A 25,777-nucleotide genomic window follows, 5' to 3' on the forward strand; every position below is an offset into this window, starting at 1 on the left:
ACCTTCTTTGCAGCGAATGCGTCGGCCACTTCCTGCCGCTGGATCGCCGCCTTTTCGTTGACCTTGCAGCTCAGGCACCAGTCGGCGGTAAAATAGACGAAGACCGGCCGCCCCTCCTGCTGAAGCGCGGCGAGACGCGCCTCGCTGAACGGCTCGGATGCCAGCACGCCGTCGCGCGAAGCGCCCGCGGCGGCCTGGGGTGCGGGGGATACCGTGAGGATCATAGCGACCGCCACGGCCGCCGCGGGGGCGAGCGCGAGCCAGTTCCTGCCGTCGCCATGGGCCTGACGTCGCCCGATCCACCAGAGCGCGAGCCCGAGTACCAAGGCGGCTGCAAGCCCCATCGCCATGCCGTCGACTCCCGCCTGACGGCCGAGGATCCAGGCCAGACCGAGTGCGGTGGCGAACATCGGGATCGAGAGGATGCGCTGGAAGCGTTCCATCCAGGCACCGGGCCTGGGCAGGCGGTTACGCAGCCCGGGAATGAAGCCGAGCGCGAGGAAGGGCAGCGCGAGCCCAAGCCCGAGGCCCGCGAAGATCATGATCGCGGCAAGCGGCGGCAGCACGAGTGCCGCACCCAGTGCCACGCCCATGAACGGACCGGTGCACGGGGTCGCAACGAACGCGGCCAGCGCGCCGGTCCAGAATGCGCCCGCGGTGCCGCCCTGCCCCGCAAGCCTGTTGCCGAATCCCAGCGATGCGAAGTCGAACAGTCCGGCGAGGTTGAGCGCAACCGCGCTCACCAGCAGCAGCAGGAAGAGGATGACGCGCGGATCCTGAAGCTGGAACGCCCAGCCCGCGGCGCTGCCGCCCGCACGCAGCGCGAGCAGCGCCGTGCCCAGTGCGACGCAGACGAGCACGATCCCCGCGGTATAGGCGAGCGCCTCGCGCCGCGCCTCGGCCTCATGCCCGCCCGCGCGCGCAAGGCTCAGCGCCTTCAGGCTCAGTATCGGAAAGACACAGGGCATGATGTTGAGGAGCAGCCCGCCGAGCAGTGCGGCGCCGAAGGAGACGAGCAGCGTCCCCGCGAACCCGCCTGCGCCCTCGACACCCCCTTTGTCGCCGGAGGAGACGATTGCGCCGCCGGCCGCGACGCTGCCGGGCACCGCCTTGAGCGCGAGCCCCATATTTTTGTCGAGCGCCAGCACGCCCTCGATCGTCTTGAGCTCGGTCGCCTGACCGCCGGCCTTGACCTCGATCGTCAGCATGTCGCCGTCGCGGCGCACCGTCTGCGGCGCGGCATAGTCGATCGCGCCATCGGTCAGCGGAAAGAAATAGACGTCGCCAAGCGCCGCAGAGGCGGGCAACGGGACGCCGAGCCGGAAGTTGCCACCAGTAACCTGAAAGTGCCCTTCGCTGCCCAGAGGCTTGGGGAGCAAGGCGCGCCAGCGGTCGAACTGGCCCTTGCGCGCGGGGTCGATCGCGCCATCGCCGACGACGAGGTCGATCGCCATCGTCCCGCTTTCGGGAACGCAGACCTGATCGGTGCAGGCGAGCCAGTCGGCGGCCAGTCGGATCGGGAGTTTCGTGCCGGGCGCCAGCCCCGCGGGCAGCGTCAGCGTGATGAGGTGCGCATAGTCAGCCTCATAGACATAGTTCATCAGCCCCGCGAGCAGCAGCCGGTGCGGCACGGGATATTGTGCGTCGGCGGCGGTGATTCCCGCAGGCAGCGACCAGTTGAACTCGGGAGTGATTCCCGCGTCACCGGGGTTCTTCCAATAGCCGTGCCAGCCCTTGTCGGGCTTCATCGCGAGCGCCAGCGTCACGGTCCGGCCCGCCGCCGGCACCGTGGTTTCGGCGACCAGCGTCGGCTTGATATGCGTCGGCTGCGCCTGCCCATAGGCCTGGGTGCCCAGCAACAGGCTGAGCAATGTCATCATCGCGAAACGCAACATATTCATCCGCACACTTTATCCATCGGGGTTCACCCTATACTAGCCCAACTGCACCCGTTGGCGACAAGGAGTTATTCGTGAAGACACGCGCGCGCGTTACCACCCTTCTGACAGCCCTCGCCATCCCCGCGGCGCTCGCGGCGCAGCCCGCGCAGAAACCCAGGCTCATCGTCGCCATCTCGGTGGACCAGTTCTCTGCCAATGTCTTCGCCGAATATCGACCGCTGTTCAAAGACGGGATGAAACGGCTGCAGGACGGCGTGGTCTACCCCTCGGGTTATCAGAGCCATGCCGCGACCGAGACCTGTCCGGGCCATTCGACGATCCTCACCGGATCGCACCCCGCGCGCACGGGTATCATCGCCAACAACTGGTTCGACCTCAGCCTCGGCCGCGAGGACAAGAAGGTTTATTGCTCGGAGGATACCGACGCGCCCGGCAGCAATTCGGACAAATATGTCGTCTCGACCAGGCTGTTGAAGGTCCCGACGCTCGGCGATCGGCTGAAGGCCGCGGACCCCGGCGCGCGCGTCGTGGCGGTTGCGGGCAAGGACCGCGCGGCGGTGATGATGGGCGGCCATGAGACCGACCAGATGTGGTTCTGGGGTGGCAAATCCTATGTGACGCTTGCCGACCGCACCGCGACACCCCCCGCGACAGTGACCCGGATCAATGCCCGCGTCGCGGAGATCGTGGCGAAGCCGGGCAAGACCGTGCTTCCCGCGCAATGCCGGTCGCGCTCGGTGGCGGTGCCGGTCAGCGCCGAGCAGCAGGTCGGCGTGCTTGCCGATCGCAAGGCCGAGGATTTCAGGAGCTTCCGTGCCGCGATCGAATTCGATGCGGCGACCGCGGATCTGGCCATCGGGCTGATGAAGGAAATGAAGCTGGGTCAGGGCGCGTCGCCCGACGTGCTGGCCATCGGGCTTTCGGCCACCGACTATGTCGGCCATGGCTTTGGCACCGAGGGCGCGGAGATGTGCGCGCAGATGGTGGGGCTCGACGCCAATGTCGGCCGCATCCTCTCGGCGCTTGACGCCAGCGGCGTGCCCTATGCGGTCGTGCTGACCGCCGATCATGGCGGCCATGACCTGCCCGAACGCAACCGCCAGCGCGGCTTCGCCGATGCAGTGCGCGCCGATGTCGCGCTGCTGCCCGGTAATTTCGGCAAGGCGCTCGTGGGCGAGCTGGCACTGAAGCTCGACGGTCCGCTCTTCTATGGCGACGGCCCCTTTGGCGACTGGTATCTCTCCAAGGCAGTGCCCGATGCGCAGCGCGATCGCGTGCTCGCGATCGCCAGAGCGAAGCTGCTGGCGCATCCGCAGGTCGCAGCGGCGCTGACCAAGGAAGAGCTGCGCCGCGTCGCCGATCCCCAGCCGCCCGTGGAGGAATGGGATCTGGCGCAGCGCGCGCGCGCCTCGTTCGATCCCGAGCGCTCGGGCGACCTGATCGTGCTGTTGAAGCCCAACGTCACGCCGATCTCGAAGCCGGGTCCCGGTTATGTCGCGACGCACGGCTCGCCCTGGAGCTATGACCGCCGCGTGCCGATCCTCTTCTATCGTCCCGGCACGACGGGATTCGAGCAGCCGCTGGGCGTCGAGACCGTGGACATCCTGCCCACGCTCGCCGCGTTGATCAGCCTCAAAATCCCCGCCGAGGAGATCGACGGGCGCTGCCTTGATCTCGACGCGGGGGCGGGCTCGACCTGCCCCTGATCGTCACTGGCGCTTGAAGGCGGTCAGCCCGGTACCGAGCCGGTTGGTGGCGAGCACGATGCGCTCGCCGCTCCAGTCGACGACGAAGGTGGTCGCGCGGTCGACGCCGGGCGCAATCGACGCGCGATTGTCCGCGACGACCAGTCCGTCGGACGGATTGTCGCGTTCCTCGGCGGCAACCGCGACAAGCGCGCTGTAATTTTCCTTGTCGCGTCCCTGAACGAAGGTGTTTCCGCGAATAGAGCCGACCGCACCCGAGGGCAGGTCGATCATGTAGTTGGTCTGGTGGCCCCGCGTGTCGTCGAAGCTCGATCCCGCAATCTCGACGCGCGCCGCGCGGCTTTTGACATAATGACCGCCGGTCCCGCGCTCGAAGCGCGAATTGACGACGCTGAGCGCGCCGTAGCGCCCGATATAGATACTGTGCGCGCACGAGCCGCCGTCGGGACAATAGCCGAGCCCCGAAAAGGTCGAGTCTTCCACGCGGATCGATCCCGCGGGATCGTTGGCGCTCAATATTCCCTGCTGTGAGTCGAGGAACATCGCCTTGAAGACGTCGAGGTCGCCCTTTTCCAGCCTGATGCCCGCGCCATTGTCATCGGCGACGCGCAGGTTGCGAAAGACGATGCCGTCCACCGTCGCCGCGCGCCCGCGCAGGACGAGCGCGGCCTTGCCCTCGCATGTGGTGCGCTCGAAGATCACCTGTCCCGGGATCGCGGCGCGATAGGTGATCTCACCCCGCTCCTGCACCGCGCACTGGCGATAGGTGCCGGGCGCGATTCGGATCGTCGCCTGCGCATCGCCGATCGCGTCGACCGCCTCGAAGAGATTTTCGAACCGCTGCCCGGTCTCGACGATCGTGAAGGGCGCGGGCGCGCCATCCTCCTGCGCGAGCGTGGGGCTCGCCAGCAGCGGGATCGCAATCATGAGCAGCGCCTTACGCATCATCTGCCCCGCGTGACTCGCAACTGCGTGCGAGTCGATGACGATTGTCGGTTAATTCGACGCGCTAACCATTTTTTGCGATCAGTCCAGATTGGGCCTGAGCCAGCGTTCGGCGGTCGCCAGATCGACGCCGCGGCGCACCGCATATTCCTCGAGCTGGTCGCGGTCGATGCGCGCCACGCCGAAATATTCGGCGTCGGGATGGCCGAAGTAGAAGCCCGAGACCGCAGCTGTCGGCAGCATGGCGAAACTGTCGGTGAGCGTGATGCCCGCCGGGTCGCCACTCTCACCGCCCTGCAGCATGGCGAACAGGATCGGCTTCTGGCTGTGATCGGGGCATGCGGGATAGCCCGGCGCCGGACGGATGCCGCGATATTGCTCCTTGATCAACGCCTCGTTGGTCAGTTGCTCACCCTCGGCATAGCCCCAGAGCTCGGTACGGACATGGTGGTGCATCCGCTCGGCAAAGGCCTCGGCAAGACGATCGGCCAGCGCCTTCAGAAGAATATCCGAATAATCGTCATTATCCGCCTTGAAACGCGCGAGATGCGGCTCGATGCCATGCCCTGCTGTGACCGCGAAGCCGCCGATCCAGTCGCCCGCGGGATCGATGAAATCGGCGAGACACATGTTCGCGCGCCCCTCGCGCTTCTGGATCTGCTGGCGCAGGAAGGGCATGCGGACCTCTTCGCCATTGGCGGCGATGAGCACATCATCGCCCTCGCGGCGGCATTGCCAGAGCGCAGCCACACCCTTGGCGGTCAGCCACTTTTCCGCGATGATCCTGTCGAGCATCGCCTGCGCATCGGCGAACAGGCTGCTCGCGCTTTCCCCCACGATCTCGTCCTCGAGGATCGCGGGATAATTGCCCGCAAGCTCCCAGGAACGGAAGAAGGGCGTCCAGTCGATATATTGGCGCAAGTCCTCGAGCGACCAGTCGTCGAAACGGTGCACGCCGGGTTGTCTGGGGGCGCCGGGCTTCTGCGCATAATCGGTCGGGAAGGCGTTGGCGCGTGCGGCCACGATCGGTACCAGCGCATTCTGTCCCTTGCCCTCGCGCGCCTCCCGCACCGCCTGATAGTCGGCGGCGGTTTTCGCTACGAAGGGATCGCGTTGCGTATCGCTGACCAGCGTCGAGGCGACGCCGACCGCGCGGCTGGCGTCGAGCACATGGACGACAGGGCCCTTGTACGCGGGATCGATGCGCAGCGCGGTATGCACGCGCGAGGTCGTGGCGCCACCAATCAGCAACGGGATCGCCATCTCGGCGCGCTGCATCTCCTCGGCCACGGTCACCATTTCGTCGAGCGAAGGGGTGATGAGGCCCGACAGCCCGATCATGTCAGCGTCATTCTCGTTGGCGGCTTTCAGGATATCGGTCCACGCCACCATCACGCCGAGGTCGACAACCTCGAAGCCGTTGCACTGGAGCACGACGCCGACGATGTTCTTGCCGATATCGTGGACGTCGCCCTTGACCGTCGCCATGACGACGCAGCCCTTGGCCTTGGCGCCGGCTTCCTTCTGCGCCTCGATAAAGGGGAGCAGGTGCGCCACCGCCTTCTTCATGACGCGCGCCGATTTCACGACCTGCGGCAGGAACATCTTGCCCGACCCGAACAGGTCGCCGACGACGTTCATACCGTCCATCAGCGGGCCTTCGATCACCTCGATCGGGCGCGCGAAAAGCTGGCGTGCTTCCTCGGTGTCATCAACGACATGCGCGTCGATGCCCTTGACCAGCGCGTGCTCCAGCCGCTTGGCAACATCCCAGCCGCGCCATTCCTCGGCGGCCTTTTCGGCGACGGCATCGGTACCCTTGAACTTCTCGGCGAGCGCGATGAGCCGGTCGGTGGCTTCGGGATCGCGGTTGAGGATCACGTCCTCGCACGCCTGGCGCAGCTCGGGATCGATCGTGTCATAGACGTCGAGCTGGCCGGCATTGACGATCGCCATGTCCATGCCCGCGGGGATCGCGTAATAGAGGAACACCGAGTGCATCGCGCGGCGCACCGGCTCGTTGCCACGGAACGAGAAGCTCAGGTTGGAAAGCCCGCCAGAGATATGGACGTGCGGGCAGCGACGCTTGATCTCGCGCGTCGCCTCAATGAAGTCGACGCCGTAATTATTGTGCTCCTCGATCCCCGTCGCCACCGCGAAGACATTGGGATCGAAGATGATGTCCTCGGGCGGAAATCCGATACCCATGAGCAGCTTGTAGGCGCGCTCGCAGATCTCGATCTTGCGCTCTTTCGTATCGGCCTGTCCCGTTTCGTCGAACGCCATGACGACGACCGCGGCGCCATAAGCCATGCACTTGCGCGCGTGCTTGAGAAATTCCTCCTCGCCTTCCTTCATGCTGATCGAGTTGACGATCGGCTTGCCCGAGACGCATTTCAGGCCGGCCTCGATCACGCTCCATTTGGAGCTGTCGATCATGATCGGCACGCGCGCGATATCGGGCTCGGCGGCGATGAGCTTCAGGAAGGTGGTCATCGCGTACTCGGCGTCGAGCAGGCCCTCGTCCATGTTGACGTCGACGACCTGCGCGCCGTTCTCGACCTGCTGGCGCGCGACCTCGACGGCCTTCGCATAGTCGCCCGCCATGATGAGCTTCTTGAACGCCGCGGAACCCGTGACGTTGGTGCGCTCACCGATATTGACGAAAGAGGCGGTCGATTGGGTCATTGATCTGCTTTGTCTTTCTGATCCGTTCGGGCTGAGCCTGTCGAAGCCCTTTCCTTCCCTGACGATGCTGAAGCAGGGATGGGCTTCGACAGGCTCAGCCCGAACGGCTTTGTGTTTTGTATGTTCGTTAGGCCGCCATTGTCATCGGTTCGAGCCCGGCCAGGCGCGTCACCACCGGTGGCGTTGGCAGCCGGCGCGGCTCGAGGCCCGCCACCGTATTCGCCATCGCCGCGATATGCGCAGGGGTCGATCCGCAGCAGCCGCCGAGGATGTTGACCTGCCCCTTGCCCGCCCATTCGCCGACCAGCTTCGCGGTCTGCTCGGGGAGTTCGTCATACTGGCCGAGCTCGTTGGGCAGCCCCGCATTGGGGTAGACCATGATGAGCGTGTCGGCGAGACCCGAGAGCACCTGCACATGCGGGCGGAGCTGTTCGGCGCCGAAGGAGCAGTTGAGCCCGATCGTCACGGGCCTGGCGTGCCGCACCGCGTGCCAGAAGGCTTCGACGGTGTGGCCCGAAAGATTGCGTCCCGACAGGTCGGTGAGCGTCATCGACACCATGATCGGCACGTCGCGGCCAAGCGCCTCGCCCGCCTCGATCGCGGCCATGATCCCCGCCTTGGCATTGAGCGTGTCAAACACCGTTTCGATCAGGATGAAGTCGACCCCGCCTTCGAGCAGCGCGTCGATCTGTTCGCGGTAGACGGCCTTCAGATAGTCGAAATCGATCTCGCGAAAACCGGGATCATTGACGTCGGGCGAGAGCGACAGCGTCTTGTTGGTTGGTCCGATCGCGCCGGCCACGAAGCGCGGGCGGCCGTCGCGCGTTTCCATGGCATCGGCCTCGCGCCGCGCGATCTGCGCGGAAGCGATGTTGATGTCCTTCACCAGATGTTCGGCGGCATAGTCGGCCTGGCTGATGACGTTGGCCGAGAAGGTGTTGGTCGAGACGATGTCCGACCCGGCTTCCAGATAGGCGCGCGTGATCGCCTCGACGATCTCGGGCCGCGTTAGCGCGAGGATGTCGTTATTGCCCTTCTGGTCGCGCGCAAGATCGAGATGGCCGCGATAGGCGGCCTCGTCGAGCTTGTAGTTCTGGATCTCGGTGCCGAAGGCGCCATCGGTCAGCAGGATGCGCTGCGAGGCGGCTTCGATCAGTTTCTGGCGCGCGCTCATGCGGCCTTCTCCTCGATATTGGATTTGGGACGCAGGCCAAGCAGGTGGCAGATCGCGTAGCTCAGCTCGGCACGGTTGAGCGTGTAGAAGTGGAAATTGCGCACGCCGCCGGCATAGAGCTTGCGGCACAGCTCGGCCGAAATCGTCGCGGCGACGAGCTGGCGCGCCGCGGGCATGTCGTCGAGCCCTTCGAACAGCCGGTCCATCCAGGGCGGGATCGCCGCGCCGCACATCGCAGCGAACTTGCGCGTCTGCGCGACGTTGGAAACGGGCAGGATGCCCGGCACGATCTCGGCATCGATCCCCGCCGCCGCCGCACGGTCGCGGAAGCGGAAGAAACAGTCGGGCGAGAAGAAGAACTGGCTGATCGCGCGATTGGCGCCCGCATCGAGCTTGCGCTTGAGATTGTCGAGATCGGCCTGCCCGCTCTGCGCCTCGGGATGCGTTTCGGGATAGGCCGCGACCGAGATTTCGAACGGTGCGATTTCCCTGAGGCCGGCGACGAGATCGGCCGCGCCCGCAAAGCCTTGCGGATGCGGCGCGAACGTGCTGCCCATCACCGGCGGATCGCCGCGCAGCGCGACGATATGGCGCACGCCCGCCTCCCAATAGGCCTCGGCGATCTCGCGGATATCGGCCTTGCTCGCCTCGACACAGGTGAGGTGCGCGGCGGCGGGGATCGGGGTTTCCTTCTGGATGCGCGCGACGGTGGCGTGGGTGCGCTCGCGCGTCGAACCGCCTGCACCATAGGTAACCGAAACGAAACGCGGCCCAAGCGGCACCAGCGCCTGGATCGCTTCCCACAGCGTCTGCTCCATCTTCTCGGTCTTGGGCGGGAAGAATTCGAACGATACCTGCGCGTCGCCCGCCAGATCGGCGAACAGCGGAGCATCGAGCGCGCGGCGCGCCTCCTCCAGCTGGCTCAGTGTGAAGGTCATGCCGCTTTCCTTTGTGTCATCTTCTGTTCCTTGCGGCGGCCGAGCCAGAGCTTCACGGTCAGCTCGCCGCCCTTCAATTCCTCGATTGCCTCGACCGAAAGTCCCGCATCCGCAAACCAGTGCCGGATCTGATCGTCGGCGAAGCCCAATCGCGCATGCGCATCGTCGCTGCGCAGCTCCTCGCGCTCGTGCGAGGCGAAGTCCGCGATCAACAGGCGCCCGCCGGGGGTGAGCAACCGGCCCGCCTCGGCAATGACCGTCTCGGGTATCTGCGCGAAGTGAAGCAGCTGGTGCAGCACTACGGTATCCGCCGATCCATCGGCGAGTGGCAGCGCATACATATCGCCCTGGCGCAGATCCGCGCTGTGCAGCCCCGCCTCGGCGAGCTTGGCGCGCGCGAGGCGCAGCATCTGCGGGCTGCGATCGACGCCGAGCACGCTCGTCGCGTCATGACCGAACAGTGCCAGCATCCGCCCGGTGCCCGTGCCGATATCGACCAGCCGGCCGATCGCCTCGCCGCCGAGCAGCGCCTGCATCGCGGCCTCGACCTCGCTCTCGGCCACGTAAAGCCCCCGGATCGCGTCCCATTGCTCGGCATGGGCATCGAAATAGCGTTCCGCAGCCGCTGCCCGATCGGCGCGGACCGCGGTCAGGCGCGCGGCATCGGCGGCCGCCCAGGGATCAGGTTTGCCCTCGCCCCATGCATCGAGCGCTGCCACCAGCGGCGCGACAATATCGTCGCCGCCGAGCGTCAGGAAAACCCAGCTGCCCTCGCGACGACGTGCGGTGAGCCCGGCATCCGCCAGGATCTTCACGTGCCGCGAAACGCGCGGCTGGCTTTGGCCGAGCGTCTGTGCAAGTTCGCCGACGGACAGCTCCATCTGACGCAGCAGCGCAAAGATGCGCAGCCGCGTCGGGTCGGCAAGAGCACGAAAGATGTCAAGCGAAGGGTTCATGGATCCGTGATATAAAGAAATCTTTATATGTGGTCAACGAAGCACTTCTATCGCCTGTTGAAAGCCGCGCTACACTGTCCCGCCGTGGAGCAGTCGCTTGCCCGCGCCGCGCGCCGTGTTGCACGCCTGAAACCAAAGGGGTAGACAATACGGGCATGGGCAAGAGGGTCGGCCATGGCCAGGCCGCATGCGCGAACATGGTCACAGGGTCTCAACAGGAGGGAAAATCATGAAAAAGTCGATCACCGCATCGCTCGTCCTCGCCGCAGCGCTCGGCCTTGCCGCCTGCAGCGAGAAGGCACAGGACGAAACCGCGGAGGCCGCAAACGCGCTGGCGGGTGATGCCGCCGCCACAGCCGACAACGCAGCCGCAGATGTCGCCAATGTCGGCGAGGAAGCGATCGGCGCCGCGGAGAACGTGGCTGACAACGCTGCTGCCGCGACCGCCAATGCGACCGCGAACACGCTCGACGCCGCCGGCAACGCGCTCAAGGAAGGCGCGGCAGAAGTGAAGAACTGATCGCTTCGTCCGACAGCTGAACGGGGCCGCGCTTCCATCACGGAAGCGCGGCCTTTTTCATTGGCGCCTTCGGAACGGCGTGTGTGCCTCACCGTGGCCGAAGCACGACAAGGAAAAGGGCCGGAGGTTTCCCCCCGGCCCTTTCTTTTGCCTTTTGGATAGCGGGACTTAGAAGTCCATGCCGCCCATGCCGCCGCCCGGCATCGCCGGCATCGCCGGTTTGTCGTCGGGCAGCTCAGCGATCGACGCTTCGGTCGTGATGAGGAGCCCTGCAACCGAAGCCGCATCCTGAAGCGCGGTGCGCACGACCTTGGTGGGGTCGATCACGCCGGCCTGGACCAGGTTCTCATAGACGTCGGTCGCGGCGTTGAAGCCCTTGGTCTCGTCATTCTCGCGCAGCAGGTTGCCCGAGATCACGGCGCCGTCATGACCGGCATTCTGCGCGATCTGCTTGACGGGGGCGGTGATCGCCTTGCGGATGATGTCGATGCCGCGGGTCTGGTCGTCGTTCGCGCCCTTCAGGCCTTCGAGAGCCTTGGTGGCATAGAGGAGAGCGGTACCGCCGCCGGGGACGATGCCTTCCTCGACCGCAGCGCGCGTGGCGTGCAGCGCGTCATCGACGCGGTCCTTGCGCTCCTTGACCTCGACCTCGGTGGCGCCGCCGACCTTGATCACCGCAACGCCGCCCGCGAGCTTCGCCAGACGCTCCTGGAGCTTCTCGCGGTCATAGTCGCTGGTGGTGTTCTCGATCTGCTGGCGGATTGCCTCGGTGCGAGCCTTGATCGCGTCGGACTCACCCGCGCCATCGACGATGGTGGTGTTGTCCTTGTCGATCGTGACGCGCTTGGCCTGGCCGAGCATGCCGAGCGTGACGGTCTCGAGCTTGATGCCGAGATCTTCCGAGATCATCTCGCCCTTGGTCAGGATCGCGATGTCCTCGAGCATCGCCTTGCGGCGATCGCCGAAGCCCGGAGCCTTGACCGCAGCAACCTTCAGGCCGCCACGCAGCTTGTTGACGACGAGCGTGGCAAGCGCCTCGCCCTCGATGTCCTCTGCGATGATGAGCAGCGGACGGCCCGACTGCACCACGGCCTCGAGGATCGGAAGCATCGCCTGGAGGTTGGAGAGCTTCTTCTCATGGATGAGGATGTAGGGGTCGTTGAGTTCGACCTGCATCTTCTCGGGGTTGGTGATGAAATAGGGCGAGAGGTAGCCACGGTCGAACTGCATGCCCTCGACGACGTCGAGCTCGAAATCGAGACCCTTCGCTTCCTCGACGGTGATCACGCCTTCCTTGCCGACCTTTTCCATGGCTTCAGCGATCTTCTCGCCGACTTCCTTGTCGCCATTGGCCGAGATGATGCCGACCTGCGCAATCTCGCTCGAACCCGAAACGGGCTTCGAACGCGCCTTGAGATCCTCGACGACCTTGGCAACCGCCAGATCGACGCCGCGCTTCAGGTCCATCGGGTTCATGCCGGCGGCAACCGACTTCATGCCTTCGCGGACGATCGCCTGCGCAAGCACGGTGGCGGTGGTGGTGCCGTCACCCGCGATGTCGTTGGTCTTCGAGGCCACTTCGCGCACCATCTGGGCGCCCATGTTCTCGAACTTGTCCTTGAGCTCGATTTCCTTGGCGACGGTCACGCCGTCCTTGGTGATGCGCGGAGCGCCGAAGCTCTTGTCGATGACGACGTTGCGGCCCTTGGGGCCCAGGGTCACCTTCACCGCGTCGGCGAGGATATCAACGCCCCGGAGGATGCGCTCGCGCGCGTCGCGCGAAAATTTGACGTCTTTCGCTGCCATGATCTTCAACCTCTACTTTCTGATTAATTTCGAATGGATGGGAAAAGGCGTGGGGTTCAGCCGATGATGCCGAGCCCCGTTGGCGTTCAGCCAACAATACCCAGAATGTCCGATTCCTTCATGATCAGCAGGTCTTCGCCGTCGATCTTGACCTCGGTGCCCGACCATTTGCCGAACAGAATCTTGTCGCCCGCCTTGACGTCGAGCGGCGTCACCTTGCCGTCTTCGGCCTTGAGGCCGGCACCGGCGGCGACGACTTCGCCTTCCTGCGGCTTTTCCTTGGCCGTATCGGGAATGATGATCCCGCCTGCGGTCTTTTCTTCGGCCTCGACGCGGCGGACGAGGACGCGATCGTGCAACGGACGGAACTTCATGCGCGTCACCTTCTTTATCTGTGTGGACGCGGGAGATGCGGCAACCATTGCTCAAAACCCCCTAGTCCAACGGTTGTGAATCAGAATTAGCACTCACTCATGGCGAGTGCTAACGGCGGGGATATGTGTCTGCCCTTGCGGGTGGTCAAGGGTGATAGCAACGATTTTTTGCAATCGCGCGTCAGGAATCGGCAAGCTGGTCGTAAGGCTCGATCAGCGGCCGGGCAACGCCGGCGTTTACAGCGCGCGCCCGGTCCTATAGCCCCAAAGTCTCAATTCTGATCGGGAGGCGAGTTCGTGTCGTTCGTGCGCGGTGCCTGGAAATTGCTGGTGGGCGTGAAGGACGCGCTCGTGCTTCTCTTCATGCTGCTCTTTTTCGTGGCGCTTTGGGCGGCGCTGTCGGCGCGCCCCAATCCCGCGAACGTCACGACGGGCGCGCTGCTTGTCGACCTTTCCGGAACGCTCGTCGAGCAACCCGAGGAGGTCGATCCGCTGAGCCTGCTCGCGGGCGCGACCGACGCGGTCCGGCAGCACAGGCTGCGCGACGTCGTGCGCGCGCTCGAGACCGCGGCCACCGATGACCGGATAAAGGTGGTGGTGCTCGATCTCGACAGCTTTGTCGGCGGCGGCCAGGCGGCCATCGCGCGCGCCGCTGAGGCGATCGACACGATCCGCAAGGCGAAGAAGCCCGTGCTGGCCTATGCCACGGGCTATAGCGACGACAGCTACCAGCTCGCCGCACATGCCTCTGAAGTGTGGCTCGATCCGATGGGGCTGACGCTGTTCACCGGACCCGGCGGTTCGCGCCTCTATTACAAGGGGCTGATCGACCGGCTGGGCGTCACCACCAAGGTCTACCGCGTCGGCACCTACAAGTCCGCGATCGAGCCCTATACGCGCGCCGACCAGTCGCCCGAAGCGAAGCAGGCCGATCAGGCGCTTGCGGGCGCATTGTGGCAGAACTGGCAGGACGATGTCGCCAAAGCGCGTCCAAAGGCGCAGCTCGCGGCATTCATCGCGCAGCCCCAGCAGCAGATCGCGGCCGCTGGCGGCGACCTTGCCCAGGCGGCGCTGCGCGCCGGTCTGGTCGACAAGCTCGGCGACCGCATCGCCTTCGGCAAGCGCGTTGCGGAGATCGCCGGCGCGGACGACGACAAGGGCGAAGGCGCGTTCAAGCACACCAGGCTCACCAACTGGATCGCCGCCAATCCCGCGCCATCCTCGGGCGACGCGATCGGGGTCATCACCGTCGCGGGCGAGATCGTCGACGGCGAAGCGCTTCCCGGCACGGCGGGTGGCGACAGCATTTCAAAGCTGATCCTCAAGGGACTGGCCGAAGAGGATCTGAAGGCGCTCGTCGTGCGCGTCGATTCCCCCGGCGGATCGGTGCTCGCCTCGGAGAAGATCCGGCAGGCGATCCTCCAGGCCAAGGCCGAAGGGCTCCCCGTCGTCGTCTCGATGGGATCGGTTGCGGCCTCGGGCGGCTATTGGGTCTCGACCCCCGCCGACCGCATCTTCGCCGAACCCTCGACGATCACAGGCTCAATCGGCGTGTTCGGGATCATCCCGACCTTCGAGAACGCGCTCGCCAAGGTCGGCGTCACCAGCGACGGCGTGACCACCACCCCGCTTTCGGGCCAGCCCGACATCATCGGCGGGACCAACGCGACCTTCGACGCGGTGATCCAGTCGAGCATCGAGAACACCTATGCGCGTTTCCTCGGACTGGTGAGCAAGGCGCGGGGCATGCCCGTCCAGAAGGTCGATGGCATCGCGCAGGGTCGCGTCTGGGACGGCGGCACCGCGCGTCAGCTCGGCCTGGTCGATCAGTTCGGCGGTATCGAGGACGCGATCGCCGAGGCAGCGCGCCGCGCCAAGCTTGACCCTGCCAAGGTCCATGCCGAGTATCTGGAACACGAGCCGGGCTTCGCCGCGATGCTGTTTCAGGGCTGGACACAGGATGAGGATGACAGCAGGAAGCAGGCGGATCTGCTCGCACGTCTCGCACAGGCGCGCATGATGACATTGTTCCGCGCGGTCAGCGATGCTGAACGATTGACCGACGGGCCCGTCGTCCGCGCCCAGTGCCTCGAATGTCCGGTTGAAGGGGGAAAAATGCCCGTAGTCGATAGCTCGATCGTTGCCCGCATGCTGGGATGGCTCGCCCGATGATCAAGATCCGCGCAGCCGAGCCCAGGGACGCCGCACAGATTGCGGCGATATACATGCCCTATGTCACGACGACGGCGATCTCCTTCGAAACCTCGCCGCCGACGCCCGAGGAGATGGAGCACCGCATGACGCATTGCGGCGGCTACTATCCCTGGCTCGTCGCGACGACCGAGGATGACGATGCGATCATGGGCTATGCCTATGCGGGCAAGTTCCGCGAGCGCCCCGCCTATCGCTATACCGTCGAGACCTCGATCTATCTGGGCGGCAATGTGCAGCGCGGCCAGGGCTTTGGCCGCCTGCTCTATTCGGCGCTGATCGAGACGCTGACCGCGCAGGATTTCACGCAGGCGATCGCGGTGCTCTCGCTGCCCAACGAATACAGCATCGGTCTGCATGAATCGCTGGGCTTCCGCCGCGCGGGCGTATGCCGCGAAATGGGCTTCAAGAACGGCCAGTGGTACGACATCGGCATGTGGCAGCGCGAGCTGAACGAGGCGTCCAACCCGCCGCTCGACCCCAAGCCCTTCAAGGATGTCGGCGTCGTCGGCCCGAGCTAGCCGCGATAGGCGGGAAGCGCGAGCTGCTTCCAGATCGCCAGCCCCCGCAAGCCGAACCCCGCCAGCGCCGCGATTACCGCGGCGACGGGGTTTGGCGCGCCGAGCACGACCAGTCCCATGAAGAGCGCCGAAGCCAGCGCCGCCGCGGTCACGTAGAGTTCGGGACGCAACAGGATCGAGGGTTCGTTGGCGAGGACGTCGCGAATGATGCCGCCCACACAGGCGGTGATGACGCCCATCATCACCGCGGGCAATGGCGCGATGCCGAAAGCGAGCGACTTGGCGGCGCCGAACACCGCATAGGCGGCAAGCCCCACCGCGTCGAACCAGTCAAGCGCCTTGGGCCGCCACCAGTGGCGCGGCGTGAACCAGACGAGCATCGCGGTCGCAAGGCTGGCGGCCGGGTAGCGCCAGTCATGCACCCAGAATACGGGTGCCCCGATCAGCAGGTCGCGGACGGTGCCGCCGCCCACGCCTGTCACCAGCGCGAAAAAGGCGAATGTGACGAGCGTCTGCTGCTTGTGCGCCGCGGCCAGCGCGCCCGATGCTGCAAACACCGCGATGCCGAGCAGATCGAGCATCGCGAGCAACGTGCCGATATGAACGTCTTGCACTCTGTCCCCCCTTCGGCTCGCCACTGCCATCCAGTCTTGCGCAGATGGATTGCCGCACCCTTTCAGGGTTCGCAATGACGATTAAGCGGAAGGTCGGCGTCAGGTGTAACGGTCCACGCAGGCGTCCATCACCTGATCGGGCCTGCCCAGCTTTGCGAAGACGCTGAGTGCCTTGCGCTTTTCAAGCTGCGTGGCCTCGGTGCTCGTGGCGCCCCGTTTGGCCAGCAAGGGTGCGACCTTGCTGTCGAGGCTGCTTTCCAGCTTGTTGTACCCCGCAAGCACCTTCTCATAGCGCCCGTCGCTCGCCAGCGCTGCGCGCATGAAGCGGCCAAGCGCGTCGCAACCGAGAGCCGCTGTCAGCGGCTCGGACGGCAAGGCAGCCGCCTGTGCCGGCAACGGAAAGGCGGTGGCACAAGGTTCGACCAGCTTTTCCCAATCGCTGTCGGTCACCGCGTCGACACGCTCGGACATCTGCTTGACCACCGCCGAGGCCTTGTCCTGCGAGAATTCGGGGGTTTCGCTCCCGATGGCCAGCGCCGGGTGGAGGATCTTGCCCTGCGCCTCGATGCTGAGCGGCGCCCTAAAATCGGCCTGGCCCTGGCGCGCCTCGGCAGCCGCGACAACGCCGCAGGTTGCCGCGCGCTCTATCGGATCGGCGGAAAGGGCCAAAGGCTTTTCGCAGGCGCTCACTGCCAGAAAGCCGGGCACCAGCACCAATGCGGCCTTGTTCACGCAATTCTCCCATATGTTCTTCATGGGAGTTGAGCGCCCGGCCGGGGTTTTGGTTCCCCGGCCAGGGCGTGTTTCACATATGGATCGGCTTGCCCTGAACCGCCATTGCGGCTTCCTTGAAGGCTTCCGAATGCGTCGGGTGCGCGTGGCAGGTATAGGCGATGTCCTCGGACGTCGCGCCGAACTCCATCGCCTGCGCCGCCTGTGCGATCATCGTGCCCGCGACCGAGCTGACCATCCACACGCCGAGCACGCGATCGGTCTCGGCATCCGCGACCACCTTCACGAAACCTTCGGTATCGCTGATCGCCTTGGCGCGGCTGTTCGCCATCATCGGGAACTTGCCCGTCTTGACGGCGCCCTTTTCCCTGGCCTGCTCTTCGGTCAGGCCGACGCCCGCGATCTCGGGATGCGTATAGACCACGCTCGGGATCACGTCGTGGTTCACGATGCCCGTCATGCCCGCGATGAATTCGGCAACCGCAACGCCTTCGTCTTCGGCCTTGTGGGCAAGCATGGGGCCGGGCACCACGTCGCCGATCGCATAGACGCCCTTTACGGCAGTCTGGAAATCATGGCCGATTTCGATCTGACCGCGATTGTTGGTCTGCAGTCCGATGGCTTCGAGGCCAAGCCCTTCGGTATTGGGCCGGCGACCGATCGACACGAGCACTGCATCAGCCTCGATCGTTTCGGCGGCGCCGCCCGCAGCGGGCTCGATCGTCACGGTCGCCTTCGCGCCCTTGACGGCGACGCCCGTCACCTTGGTCGAGGTCTTGATGTCGAAGCCCTGCTTCTTGAACAGCTTGGCGGTTTCCTTGCGGACCTCCCCGTCAAAGCCGGGGAGGATCTGGTCGAGAAACTCGACGACGGTCACTTTGGCGCCCAGACGACGCCACACCGACCCCAGTTCGAGGCCGATCACGCCGCCGCCGATCACGACCATGTGTTCGGGAACCTTGGGCAGCGAGAGCGCGCCGGTCGAATCAACGACAACCTTCTGGTCGATCTCGACGCCCGGAAGCGGAGTGACGCTCGAGCCGGTCGCGATGACGATGTTCTTCGCGGTCACGGACTTGCCGTCGACGTCGACGGTGTTGGCGCCTGTAAACCTGCCATGGCCCTTGAGCCATTCGACCTTGTTCTTCTTGAACAGGAAGGCGATGCCGCCCGTCAGGCCCTTCACCGCCTCGTCCTTCTGCGCGAGCATGCTGGAGAGATCGAGGCTGACGCCCTCGGTCTTGACGCCGAATTTGGCGAGCGTGCCGTTATGCGCCTCCTCGAAGAGCTCGGACGCGTGGAGCAGCGCCTTGGAGGGGATGCATCCGACATTTAGGCAGGTGCCGCCCAGTGCTTCGCGGCTCTCGACGCACGCGGTCCTGAGGCCAAGCTGTGCCGCGCGGATCGCCGCGACATAACCGCCCGGTCCTGAACCGATCACGAGGACGTCGAAATCAAACTCTGCCATGTCTTCTTTCCTCAAAGTACCCCGGCGAAGGCCGGGGTCCAGAATGCGGCGCGGCTGGACCCCGGCCTTCGCCGCCGGGGTACTTGGCGCACCTTACAGGTCGATCAGCAACCTTGTGGGATCCTCGATCGCGTTCTTCAAGGCGACAAGGAAGGTCACGGCCTCACGGCCGTCGATCAGGCGGTGATCGTAGCTCAATGCGAGGTACATCATCGGACGAATGACGATCTGCCCATCGACCACGACGGGGCGCTGGTCGATGCGGTGGAGGCCAAGCACCGCCGACTGCGGCGGGTTGATGATCGGGGTCGACAGCAGCGAGCCGAACACGCCGCCATTGGAGATGGTGAAGGTGCCGCCCTTCATCTCTTCCATCTTGAGCGTGCCGTCCTTGGCGCGCTTGCCGAAATCGCCGATCGTCTTCTCCACGGTCGCGACGCTCATGTCCTGCGCATCGCGGATCACGGGAACGACGAGCCCGTTGGGCGCCGAGACCGCGACCGAGATGTCGACATAGTCGTGATAGACGATCTCGTCGCCCTCGATCGAGGCGTTGACCGCGGGCATGTCCTTCAATGCCATGACGGCGGCCTTCACGAAGAAGCCCATGAAGCCCAGACGCACGCCGTGCTTCTTCTCGAACAGATCCTTATACTTCGCGCGCGCTTCCATGACCGCGGTCATGTCGACATCGTTGAAGGTGGTCAGGATCGCCGCGGTGTTCTGCGCGTCCTTGAGGCGCGTCGCGATGGTCTGGCGCAGGCGCGTCATGCGGACGCGCTCTTCCCTGCGACCACCCGAGGGGGCCGAAACGGGCGCAGCAGCAGCCGGGGCGGCCGCGGAGACCTCGGGCTTGTGACCCGCTGCTGCGGCGAGCACGTCTTCCTTGGTCAGCCGGCCATCGCGGCCCGTGCCCTTGATCGCCGACGGGTCGAGGCCATGCTCGAGCACAAGGCGGCGCACCGCGGGCGACAACGTCATGACATGATCGTCGCCCGCAGCGGCGGGTGCCGGAGCGATCGCAGCAGGCGCCGGGGCAGCAGCTTCTGCCTTTGCGGGAACGGGGGCTGCGGCCGCGCCGTCCTCGATGATCGCGATGACCGCGCCGACCTGGACGGTATCGCCGGGCTTCGCCACCTGCTCGCCCATCACGCCCGCGACGGGCGAAGGCACCTCGACCGCAACCTTGTCGGTCTCGAGGCTGGCGATGGGTTCGTCGACCGCAACGGCGTCACCCGGCTTTTTGAGCCATTCGCCAATGGTGGCTTCGGTGATCGATTCGCCCAGTACGGGGACTTTGACTTCGGTTGCCATGATTGTTTTCAACCCTTCTTCTGGCGGCGAACTTCTTCGCGGACATTATGTCCGAGTGCGTCTGCAATGAGCGCGCCCTGTTCGAGCAGGTGGCGCGAGGCGAATCCCGTTGCGGGCGATGCCGAGGCCGCACGGCCCGCATAGCGCGCGCGCATCGGTGCGAGCCCCGCATCGGCAAGGCATGCCTCGATATAGGGTTCGACAAGGAACCACGCGCCGTTGTTCTTCGGCTCTTCCTGACACCACACGACCTCTTCCAGATTGGTCATGCGCTTCAGGCGGATCGTCAGCTGTTCGCCCGGGAACGGATAGAGCTGCTCGACGCGGACGATCTGCGTGTTCTTGTCGCCCGCGGCGTCGCGCGCTTCGATCAGGTCATAGGCGACCTTGCCCGAGCACAGCACCAGCCGCTTCGTATCCTTGTCGGCCGCCGGATTGGTGTCCGAAAGGATGCGGTTGAAGTGGCTGTCACCCAGGAAATCCTCGGTCTTCGACACCGCCAGCTTGTGGCGGAGCAGCGACTTGGGCGTCATGATGATGAGCGGCTTGCGGAAGGTGCGGTGCATCTGCCGGCGCAGCACATGATAATAATTGGCCGGGGTGGTGATGTTGCACACCTGCATATTGTCGCCGGCGCAAAGCTGGAGGTAGCGCTCGAGGCGCGCCGAGCTGTGCTCGGGGCCCTGCCCCTCATAGCCGTGCGGCAGCAGCATCACGAGGCCGTTGGCGCGCAGCCACTTCGCCTCGCCCGCGGCGATGAACTGGTCGATCATCACCTGTGCGCCATTGGCGAAGTCGCCGAACTGGCCCTCCCACAGCACGAGCGACTTGGGGTCGGCCATGGCATAGCCATATTCGAAGCCAAGCACGCCGAACTCTGAGAGCGGGCTGTCGAGCACGTCGAAGCGCCCGTGCGGAACCTGCGAGAGCGGCACATAGCGTGTCTCGGTCGTCTGATCGACCCAGACCGCATGACGCTGGCTGAAAGTGCCGCGCCCCGAGTCCTGGCCTGACAGGCGAACGCTGAAGCCTTCCGACAGCAACGTACCGAAAGCGAGCGCTTCGCCGGTGGCCCAGTCAAAGCCTGCACCCGATTTGAACATCTCGCGCTTGGCGTCGATCACGCGGCCGAGCGTCTTGTGGATGTTCAGCCCCTCGGGAACCTCGGTGAGCGTGCGGCCGATGCTGTCGAACAACTTTTTCTCGACGCCCGTCTCGATGGCGCGGTTGGTGATGTCCTTGTCGGCGGGCAGGTTGAGCCCCGACCAGCGGCCGGCGAACCAGTCGGCCTTGTTGGGCTTGTAGCCCTTGGCCGCGCCGAACTCTTCCTCGAGCAGGTCGACATAGGTCCGGGTGGTATCGTCGATCCATTGCTGGTCGACCATCTTTTCCCCGATCAGTCGATCGCCATAGATCTTGCTGACCGCGGGATGCTGCCTGATCGCGGCATACATCAGCGGCTGCGTAAAGCTCGGCTCGTCACCCTCATTGTGACCGAAGCGGCGATAGCACCACATGTCGATCACGATGTCCTTGTCGAACTTCTGGCGGAACTCGATCGCCATCTTGCAGGCGAAGGTCACCGCCTCGGGGTCGTCGCCATTGACGTGGAAGATCGGCGCCTGAACGCCCTTGGCCACGTCCGACGGATAGGGCGAGTTGCGCGCGAATTGCGGGCTCGTCGTGAAGCCGATCTGGTTGTTGATGATGAAGTGGATGCAGCCGCCCGTCGAATAGCCGCGGATACCCTGGAAGCCGAGCGTCTCCCAGACGATGCCCTGCCCCGCGAACGCGGCGTCGCCGTGGATGAGCACGGGGAGCACCTGATCGTGCTCCACGAGATCGTCATAAAAGGTCTGCTGCGCACGGACCTTGCCGAGGACCACTGGGTCGACCGCCTCGAGGTGCGAGGGATTGGGGACCAGCGACATGTGGACGTTGATGCCGTCGAACTCACGGTCGGTTGAGGTGCCGAGGTGATACTTCACGTCGCCCGAGCCGCCGACATCGTCGGGATTGGCCGACCCCCCCGAGAATTCGTGAAAGATCACGCGGTAAGGCTTGGACATCACATTGGCGAGGACGTTCAGGCGGCCGCGATGCGCCATGCCGTAGACGATCTCGCGCACGCCCATCTGGCCGCCATATTTGATCACCGCCTCGAGCGCGGGGATCATCGACTCGCCGCCATCAAGGCCGAAGCGCTTGGTGCCGACATATTTCCTGCCGAGGAACTTCTCGTACTGCTCGCCGCGCATGACCGCCCCGAGGATCGCGCGCTTGCCCTCGGGCGTGAACACGATGACCTTGTCCTTGCCCTCCATGCGGTCCTGCAGGAAGCGGCGTTCTTCCACATCCGCGATGTGCATGTATTCGAGGCCGACATTGCCGCAATAATTGGCGCGCAGAATGTCGACGATCTCGCGTACCGTCGCCTTTTCGAGGCCGAGCGTGCCGCCAAGATAGACCGGACGATCGAGGTCGGCGGCAGAAAAGCCGTGATATTCGGGGGTCAGGTCGGCGGGGATTTCGCGCTTGGACAGACCAAGCGGATCAAGGTTGGCCGCGAGATGCCCGCGCACACGATAGGTGCGGATCAGCATCTGCGCGCGGATAGCGTCGGCGGCAGCGGAAGCGACGTCGCCTGCCAGCGTTGTCGGAGCAGGCGCCGCCGGCTTCTTCGCGTCGGCCCTGGGCTCGACCTGCATCTGCATCGGGTCGAGCGCGGCGGTCAGCGCATCAGTGTCCTTGGGCGGCCAGTTGGTCTTTGCCCAGCTCGGCCCCGCAACTGCGGTGTCGAGCCCCTCGAAAAAGGTGCGCCATTGCGGCTCCACCTTGTCCGGCTGCGTCTGATAGACGCGGTAAAGCCCCTCGACAAAGCCCGGGCTCACGCCCGCGATGTCGTCGAAATCCTGGCCTTCGTAACCCATTTCACTGTCCTTTTTACCGGCCTCCCCATCATAGACGCGCGGGAGGCCGGCACTAAGTTTAGCCCTTCAAAACCTGAACCAGCGTCGTGCCGAGTTCGGACGGGCTGGGGGAGACGCGGATGCCCGCGGCTTCCATCGCAGCGATCTTGTCCTCGGCGCCACCCTGGCCGCCCGAGACGATCGCGCCGGCATGGCCCATGCGGCGCCCCGGAGGCGCGGTGCGGCCCGCGATGAAGCCGACCATCGGCTTCTTGCGGCCGCGCTTGGCCTCATCACGCAGGAACTGCGCGGCTTCCTCTTCGGCCGAGCCGCCGATCTCGCCGATCATGATGATCGACTCGGTCGCATCGTCAGCCAGGAACAGCTCGAGGACGTCGATGAAGTTGGTGCCGTTGACCGGATCGCCGCCGATGCCGACCGCGGTGGTCTGGCCCAGGCCCTCATTGGATGTCTGGAACACGGCCTCATAGGTAAGCGTGCCCGAACGCGAAACAACACCCACCGAACCCTTCTTGAAGATGCCGCCGGGCATGATGCCGATCTTGCACTCACCCGGCGTCAGCACGCCCGGGCAGTTGGGGCCGATCAGCCGCGACTTTGAGCCCGACAGCGCGCGCTTCACCTTGACCATGTCGAGCACCGGAATGCCCTCGGTGATGCACACGATCAGCGGCACTTCTGCGTCGATCGCCTCGAGGATCGAGTCCGCGGCGAATGCGGGCGGAACATAGACCACCGACGCATCGGCGCCGGTCTTCTTCACGGCTTCCTCGACCGTGTCGAACACGGGCAGGCCGATATGCGTCGTGCCGCCCTTGCCCGGCGTGACCCCGCCGACGACCTTGGTGCCATAGGCGATCGCCTGTTCGGAGTGGAAGGTGCCCTGCGCGCCGGTAAAGCCCTGCGTGATCACCTTGGTATTTGCGTTTACGAGGATGGACATTCCGTCATTTCCCTTTTCGCCATGCCCGCGACTGCGGGGATCAGGCAGTGACTTGCCATCGCACAAATCCCCGCGCGAACGCGGGGACCGGGATGATTACTTCAGGCTTTCGTCGATGCCCTTGCATGCATCGAGCAGTTCCTTGACCGCGTCGACCGAGACCTGGAGGTTGCCCTTGGCCTCGTCGTCCAGCTCGATCTCGACGATCTGCTCGACGCCGTCCTTGCCGATGATCACGGGGACGCCGACATAAAGGCCATCGAGGCCATACTTGCCCTCGACATAGGCCGCGCAGGGCAGCAGGCGCTTCTGGTCGTTGAGATAGGCCTCGGCCATCGCGATTCCGCTGGTGGCAGGCGCGTAATAAGCCGAACCGGTCTTGAGCAGCGCGACGATCTCGCCGCCGCCCGAACGCGTGCGCTGGACGATCGCGTCGATGCGCTCCTTGGTCGAGCGACCCTGCTTGATAAGGTCGGGCACGGGGATGCCCGCGACGGTCGAATACTGGACGACGGGGACCATCGTGTCGCCGTGGCCGCCGAGCACAAAAGTATTCACGTCGCGCACCGAAACCTCGAATTCGTCGGCGAGGAAGTGGCTGAAGCGCGCCGAATCCAGCACGCCCGCCATGCCGACGACCTTGTTGTGCGGCAGGCCTGAGAATTCGCGCAGCGCCCAGACCATCGCGTCGAGCGGGTTGGTGATGCAGATGACGAACGCGTCGGGGGCATTGTTTTTGATGCCCTCGCCCACGGCCTTCATGACCTTGAGGTTGATGCCGAGCAGGTCGTCGCGGCTCATGCCCGGCTTGCGCGCGACGCCGGCGGTGACGATGATGACGTCCGCGCCCGCAATGTCGGCATAGTCGTTCGAGCCCGTGATTTTGGCGTCGAAGCCTTCGATCGGGCCGCACTGGCTCAGGTCGAGCGCCTTGCCCTGCGGCACGCCCTCGACGACGTCGAACAGAACGATGTCGCCCAGTTCCTTGATTGCAGCGAGATGCGCGAGCGTTCCGCCGATATTGCCAGCGCCGATCAGCGCGATCTTCTTCCGGGCCATGCAGTCATTCTCCCTTATCAGGGCCAGGCGACCACAGGACTCGGGCCGCAGCCATTCAAGATTGGCCGACCGCTTAGGCCCATAAAGTTAAGAGGGCAACCGCAGAAAAGCCCGTATATCCGGAAATCTTTGCGATTGCGAATGAATTGCAATAAAGATCAGGACAAGGCGAATGTCGCGGCCGCGGAAAGCTGCGCGTCCGTGGGCACAATACCCGTATAGAGCGTAAATTGTTCCACGCCCTGCAGCACGAGCACTTCTCCGCCGGTAATCACGGGCTTGCCGAGAGCGCGGGCCCGGCGGATCAGCGGCGTCTCGACGGGGATGGCGACGCAGTCGAAAACCAGCCGGGCGCGCGCGATCGCAGCTTCGTCAAAAGCGAGCGTCTCGGCCTCCGCCCCGCCCGCCATGCCGAGCGGAGTAACATTGACCAGCATCTGCGCGTCAGCGGGCACCTCTGTGCTCCATTCCCAGCCGCAACGCTCCGCAATCGCGGTCCCGGCCGCCTCGTTGCGCGCCACGATCACGCCGTTGGCGAAGCCCTTGTCCGCCAGCGCCGCGGCAACTGCCTTGCCCATCCCCCCGCTGCCCTTCAGCGCGAAGCGGATATCGCACGACACGGCATGGCGTTCGACCAGCGCCGCCGCCGCGATATAATCGGTATTGTAGCCCGTGAGCCGCCCGTCGTCGTTGACGATGGTGTTGACCGAGCCGATCGCCTCGGCCGAATTGTCGAGCGCGTCGAGATGCGCGATCACCGCCTCCTTGAAGGGCATCGAGATCGCGCAACCGCGAATACCGAGCGCCCGGATGCCCGCGATTGCGGCGGGAAGATCGGTCGTCGTGAACGCCTTGTATACGAAATTGAGCCCCAGCGCCTCATAGAGATGATTCTGGAAGCGTGTCCCGAAATTGCCCGGCCGCGCGGAAAGCGACATGCACAATCTGGTATCGCGGTTGATCGCAAGCTTGCTCAT

20 protein-coding genes are annotated in these 25,777 nt (G+C 65.0%); 4 read left to right on the top strand and 16 right to left on the bottom strand.

Translation table 11 applies throughout. From position 1 onward, the window contains the following. Positions 1-1,901 (bottom strand): protein-disulfide reductase DsbD (locus MKI88_RS12125; protein ID WP_281063738.1); only part of this gene is annotated, 1,901 nt, incomplete at its 3' end. A gap of 71 nt (positions 1,902-1,972) precedes the next feature. On the opposite strand from MKI88_RS12125, the gene MKI88_RS12130 reads away from it, so the two are divergent. Beyond that, on the top strand, positions 1,973-3,607 hold the full coding sequence (locus tag MKI88_RS12130) for an alkaline phosphatase family protein (protein WP_241631647.1): 1,635 nt from the start codon (positions 1,973-1,975) through the stop codon (positions 3,605-3,607). 3 nt (positions 3,608-3,610) lie between these two features. Here the strand turns inward: MKI88_RS12130 and MKI88_RS12135 are convergent, their stop codons facing one another. The 5 genes from MKI88_RS12135 to MKI88_RS12155 form a co-directional block, all read right to left on the bottom strand. Beyond that, positions 3,611-4,555 (bottom strand): right-handed parallel beta-helix repeat-containing protein, encoded by a 945-nt coding sequence (locus tag MKI88_RS12135; protein WP_241631648.1) that lies wholly within the window; start codon positions 4,553-4,555, stop codon positions 3,611-3,613. A gap of 78 nt (positions 4,556-4,633) precedes the next feature. After that, positions 4,634-7,240, bottom strand: coding sequence for a methionine synthase (gene metH, locus MKI88_RS12140; RefSeq protein ID WP_241631649.1), 2,607 nt, complete (start codon positions 7,238-7,240; stop codon positions 4,634-4,636). A 127-nt stretch (positions 7,241-7,367) separates the two neighbouring features. Then, positions 7,368-8,414 (bottom strand): homocysteine S-methyltransferase family protein, encoded by a 1,047-nt coding sequence (locus tag MKI88_RS12145; RefSeq protein WP_241631650.1) that lies wholly within the window; start codon positions 8,412-8,414, stop codon positions 7,368-7,370. After that, positions 8,411-9,352, bottom strand: coding sequence for a methylenetetrahydrofolate reductase (gene metF, locus MKI88_RS12150; protein ID WP_241631651.1), 942 nt, complete (start codon positions 9,350-9,352; stop codon positions 8,411-8,413). Before metF ends, MKI88_RS12145 begins: the two co-directional genes overlap by 4 nt. After that, the gene (locus tag MKI88_RS12155; RefSeq protein ID WP_241631652.1) at positions 9,349-10,308 is read right to left on the bottom strand and encodes a metalloregulator ArsR/SmtB family transcription factor; all 960 of its coding nucleotides are present in this window, start codon (positions 10,306-10,308) and stop codon (positions 9,349-9,351) included. The genes metF and MKI88_RS12155 overlap by 4 nt, the downstream gene beginning before the upstream one ends. Before the next feature lie 229 nt (positions 10,309-10,537). Between MKI88_RS12155 and MKI88_RS12160 the strand changes: the two genes are divergently transcribed. Further along, on the top strand, positions 10,538-10,828 hold the full coding sequence (locus MKI88_RS12160; RefSeq protein WP_241631653.1) for a hypothetical protein: 291 nt from the start codon (positions 10,538-10,540) through the stop codon (positions 10,826-10,828). Between the two features lie 168 nt (positions 10,829-10,996). Here the strand turns inward: MKI88_RS12160 and groL are convergent, their stop codons facing one another. Next, entirely contained in the window at positions 10,997-12,634 is a 1,638-nt protein-coding gene (gene groL, locus MKI88_RS12165) for a chaperonin GroEL (protein WP_241631654.1), read from the bottom strand. An 86-nt stretch (positions 12,635-12,720) separates the two neighbouring features. Then, positions 12,721-13,008, bottom strand: a complete 288-nt coding sequence (groES, locus tag MKI88_RS12170; protein ID WP_119763663.1) for a co-chaperone GroES — start codon at positions 13,006-13,008, stop codon at positions 12,721-12,723. A gap of 297 nt (positions 13,009-13,305) precedes the next feature. On the opposite strand from groES, the gene sppA reads away from it, so the two are divergent. Both sppA and MKI88_RS12180 read left to right on the top strand, forming a co-directional pair. Then, a complete protein-coding gene (gene sppA, locus MKI88_RS12175) occupies positions 13,306-15,180 on the top strand; it encodes a signal peptide peptidase SppA (protein ID WP_241631655.1) in 1,875 nt (624 codons plus the stop codon). Then, the gene (locus MKI88_RS12180; RefSeq protein ID WP_241631656.1) at positions 15,177-15,740 is read left to right on the top strand and encodes a GNAT family N-acetyltransferase; all 564 of its coding nucleotides are present in this window, start codon (positions 15,177-15,179) and stop codon (positions 15,738-15,740) included. Before sppA ends, MKI88_RS12180 begins: the two co-directional genes overlap by 4 nt. Here MKI88_RS12180 and MKI88_RS12185 read toward each other — a convergent pair. The 8 genes from MKI88_RS12185 to MKI88_RS12220 all read right to left on the bottom strand — a co-directional run bounded on the left by MKI88_RS12185 (position 15,737) and on the right by MKI88_RS12220 (position 25,777). Then, on the bottom strand, positions 15,737-16,321 hold the full coding sequence (locus tag MKI88_RS12185) for a trimeric intracellular cation channel family protein (RefSeq protein WP_241631710.1): 585 nt from the start codon (positions 16,319-16,321) through the stop codon (positions 15,737-15,739). The two genes, MKI88_RS12180 and MKI88_RS12185, sit on opposite strands and share 4 nt — an antisense overlap. 132 nt (positions 16,322-16,453) lie before the next feature. Beyond that, positions 16,454-17,086 (bottom strand): hypothetical protein, encoded by a 633-nt coding sequence (locus MKI88_RS12190; protein WP_241631657.1) that lies wholly within the window; start codon positions 17,084-17,086, stop codon positions 16,454-16,456. A gap of 73 nt (positions 17,087-17,159) precedes the next feature. Then, on the bottom strand, positions 17,160-18,554 hold the full coding sequence (gene lpdA, locus MKI88_RS12195; protein ID WP_241631658.1) for a dihydrolipoyl dehydrogenase: 1,395 nt from the start codon (positions 18,552-18,554) through the stop codon (positions 17,160-17,162). A 93-nt stretch (positions 18,555-18,647) separates the two neighbouring features. Further along, positions 18,648-19,868, bottom strand: coding sequence for a 2-oxoglutarate dehydrogenase complex dihydrolipoyllysine-residue succinyltransferase (gene odhB, locus MKI88_RS12200; RefSeq protein WP_241631659.1), 1,221 nt, complete (start codon positions 19,866-19,868; stop codon positions 18,648-18,650). Between the two features lie 8 nt (positions 19,869-19,876). Next, positions 19,877-22,798 (bottom strand): 2-oxoglutarate dehydrogenase E1 component, encoded by a 2,922-nt coding sequence (locus tag MKI88_RS12205; protein ID WP_241631660.1) that lies wholly within the window; start codon positions 22,796-22,798, stop codon positions 19,877-19,879. Positions 22,799-22,856: 58 nt separating this feature from the next. Beyond that, the gene (gene sucD / locus MKI88_RS12210; protein ID WP_241631661.1) at positions 22,857-23,741 is read right to left on the bottom strand and encodes a succinate--CoA ligase subunit alpha; all 885 of its coding nucleotides are present in this window, start codon (positions 23,739-23,741) and stop codon (positions 22,857-22,859) included. Between the two features lie 96 nt (positions 23,742-23,837). After that, positions 23,838-24,800: a malate dehydrogenase gene (mdh, locus tag MKI88_RS12215; protein ID WP_241631662.1), complete on the bottom strand. Its 963-nt coding sequence runs from the start codon at positions 24,798-24,800 to the stop codon at positions 23,838-23,840. A 158-nt stretch (positions 24,801-24,958) separates the two neighbouring features. After that, positions 24,959-25,777: a shikimate 5-dehydrogenase gene (locus MKI88_RS12220; protein WP_241631663.1), complete on the bottom strand. Its 819-nt coding sequence runs from the start codon at positions 25,775-25,777 to the stop codon at positions 24,959-24,961.

Source organism: Sphingomonas sp. LaA6.9 (assembly GCF_022601895.1).
Classification (GTDB): Bacteria; Pseudomonadota; Alphaproteobacteria; order Sphingomonadales; family Sphingomonadaceae; genus Sphingobium_A.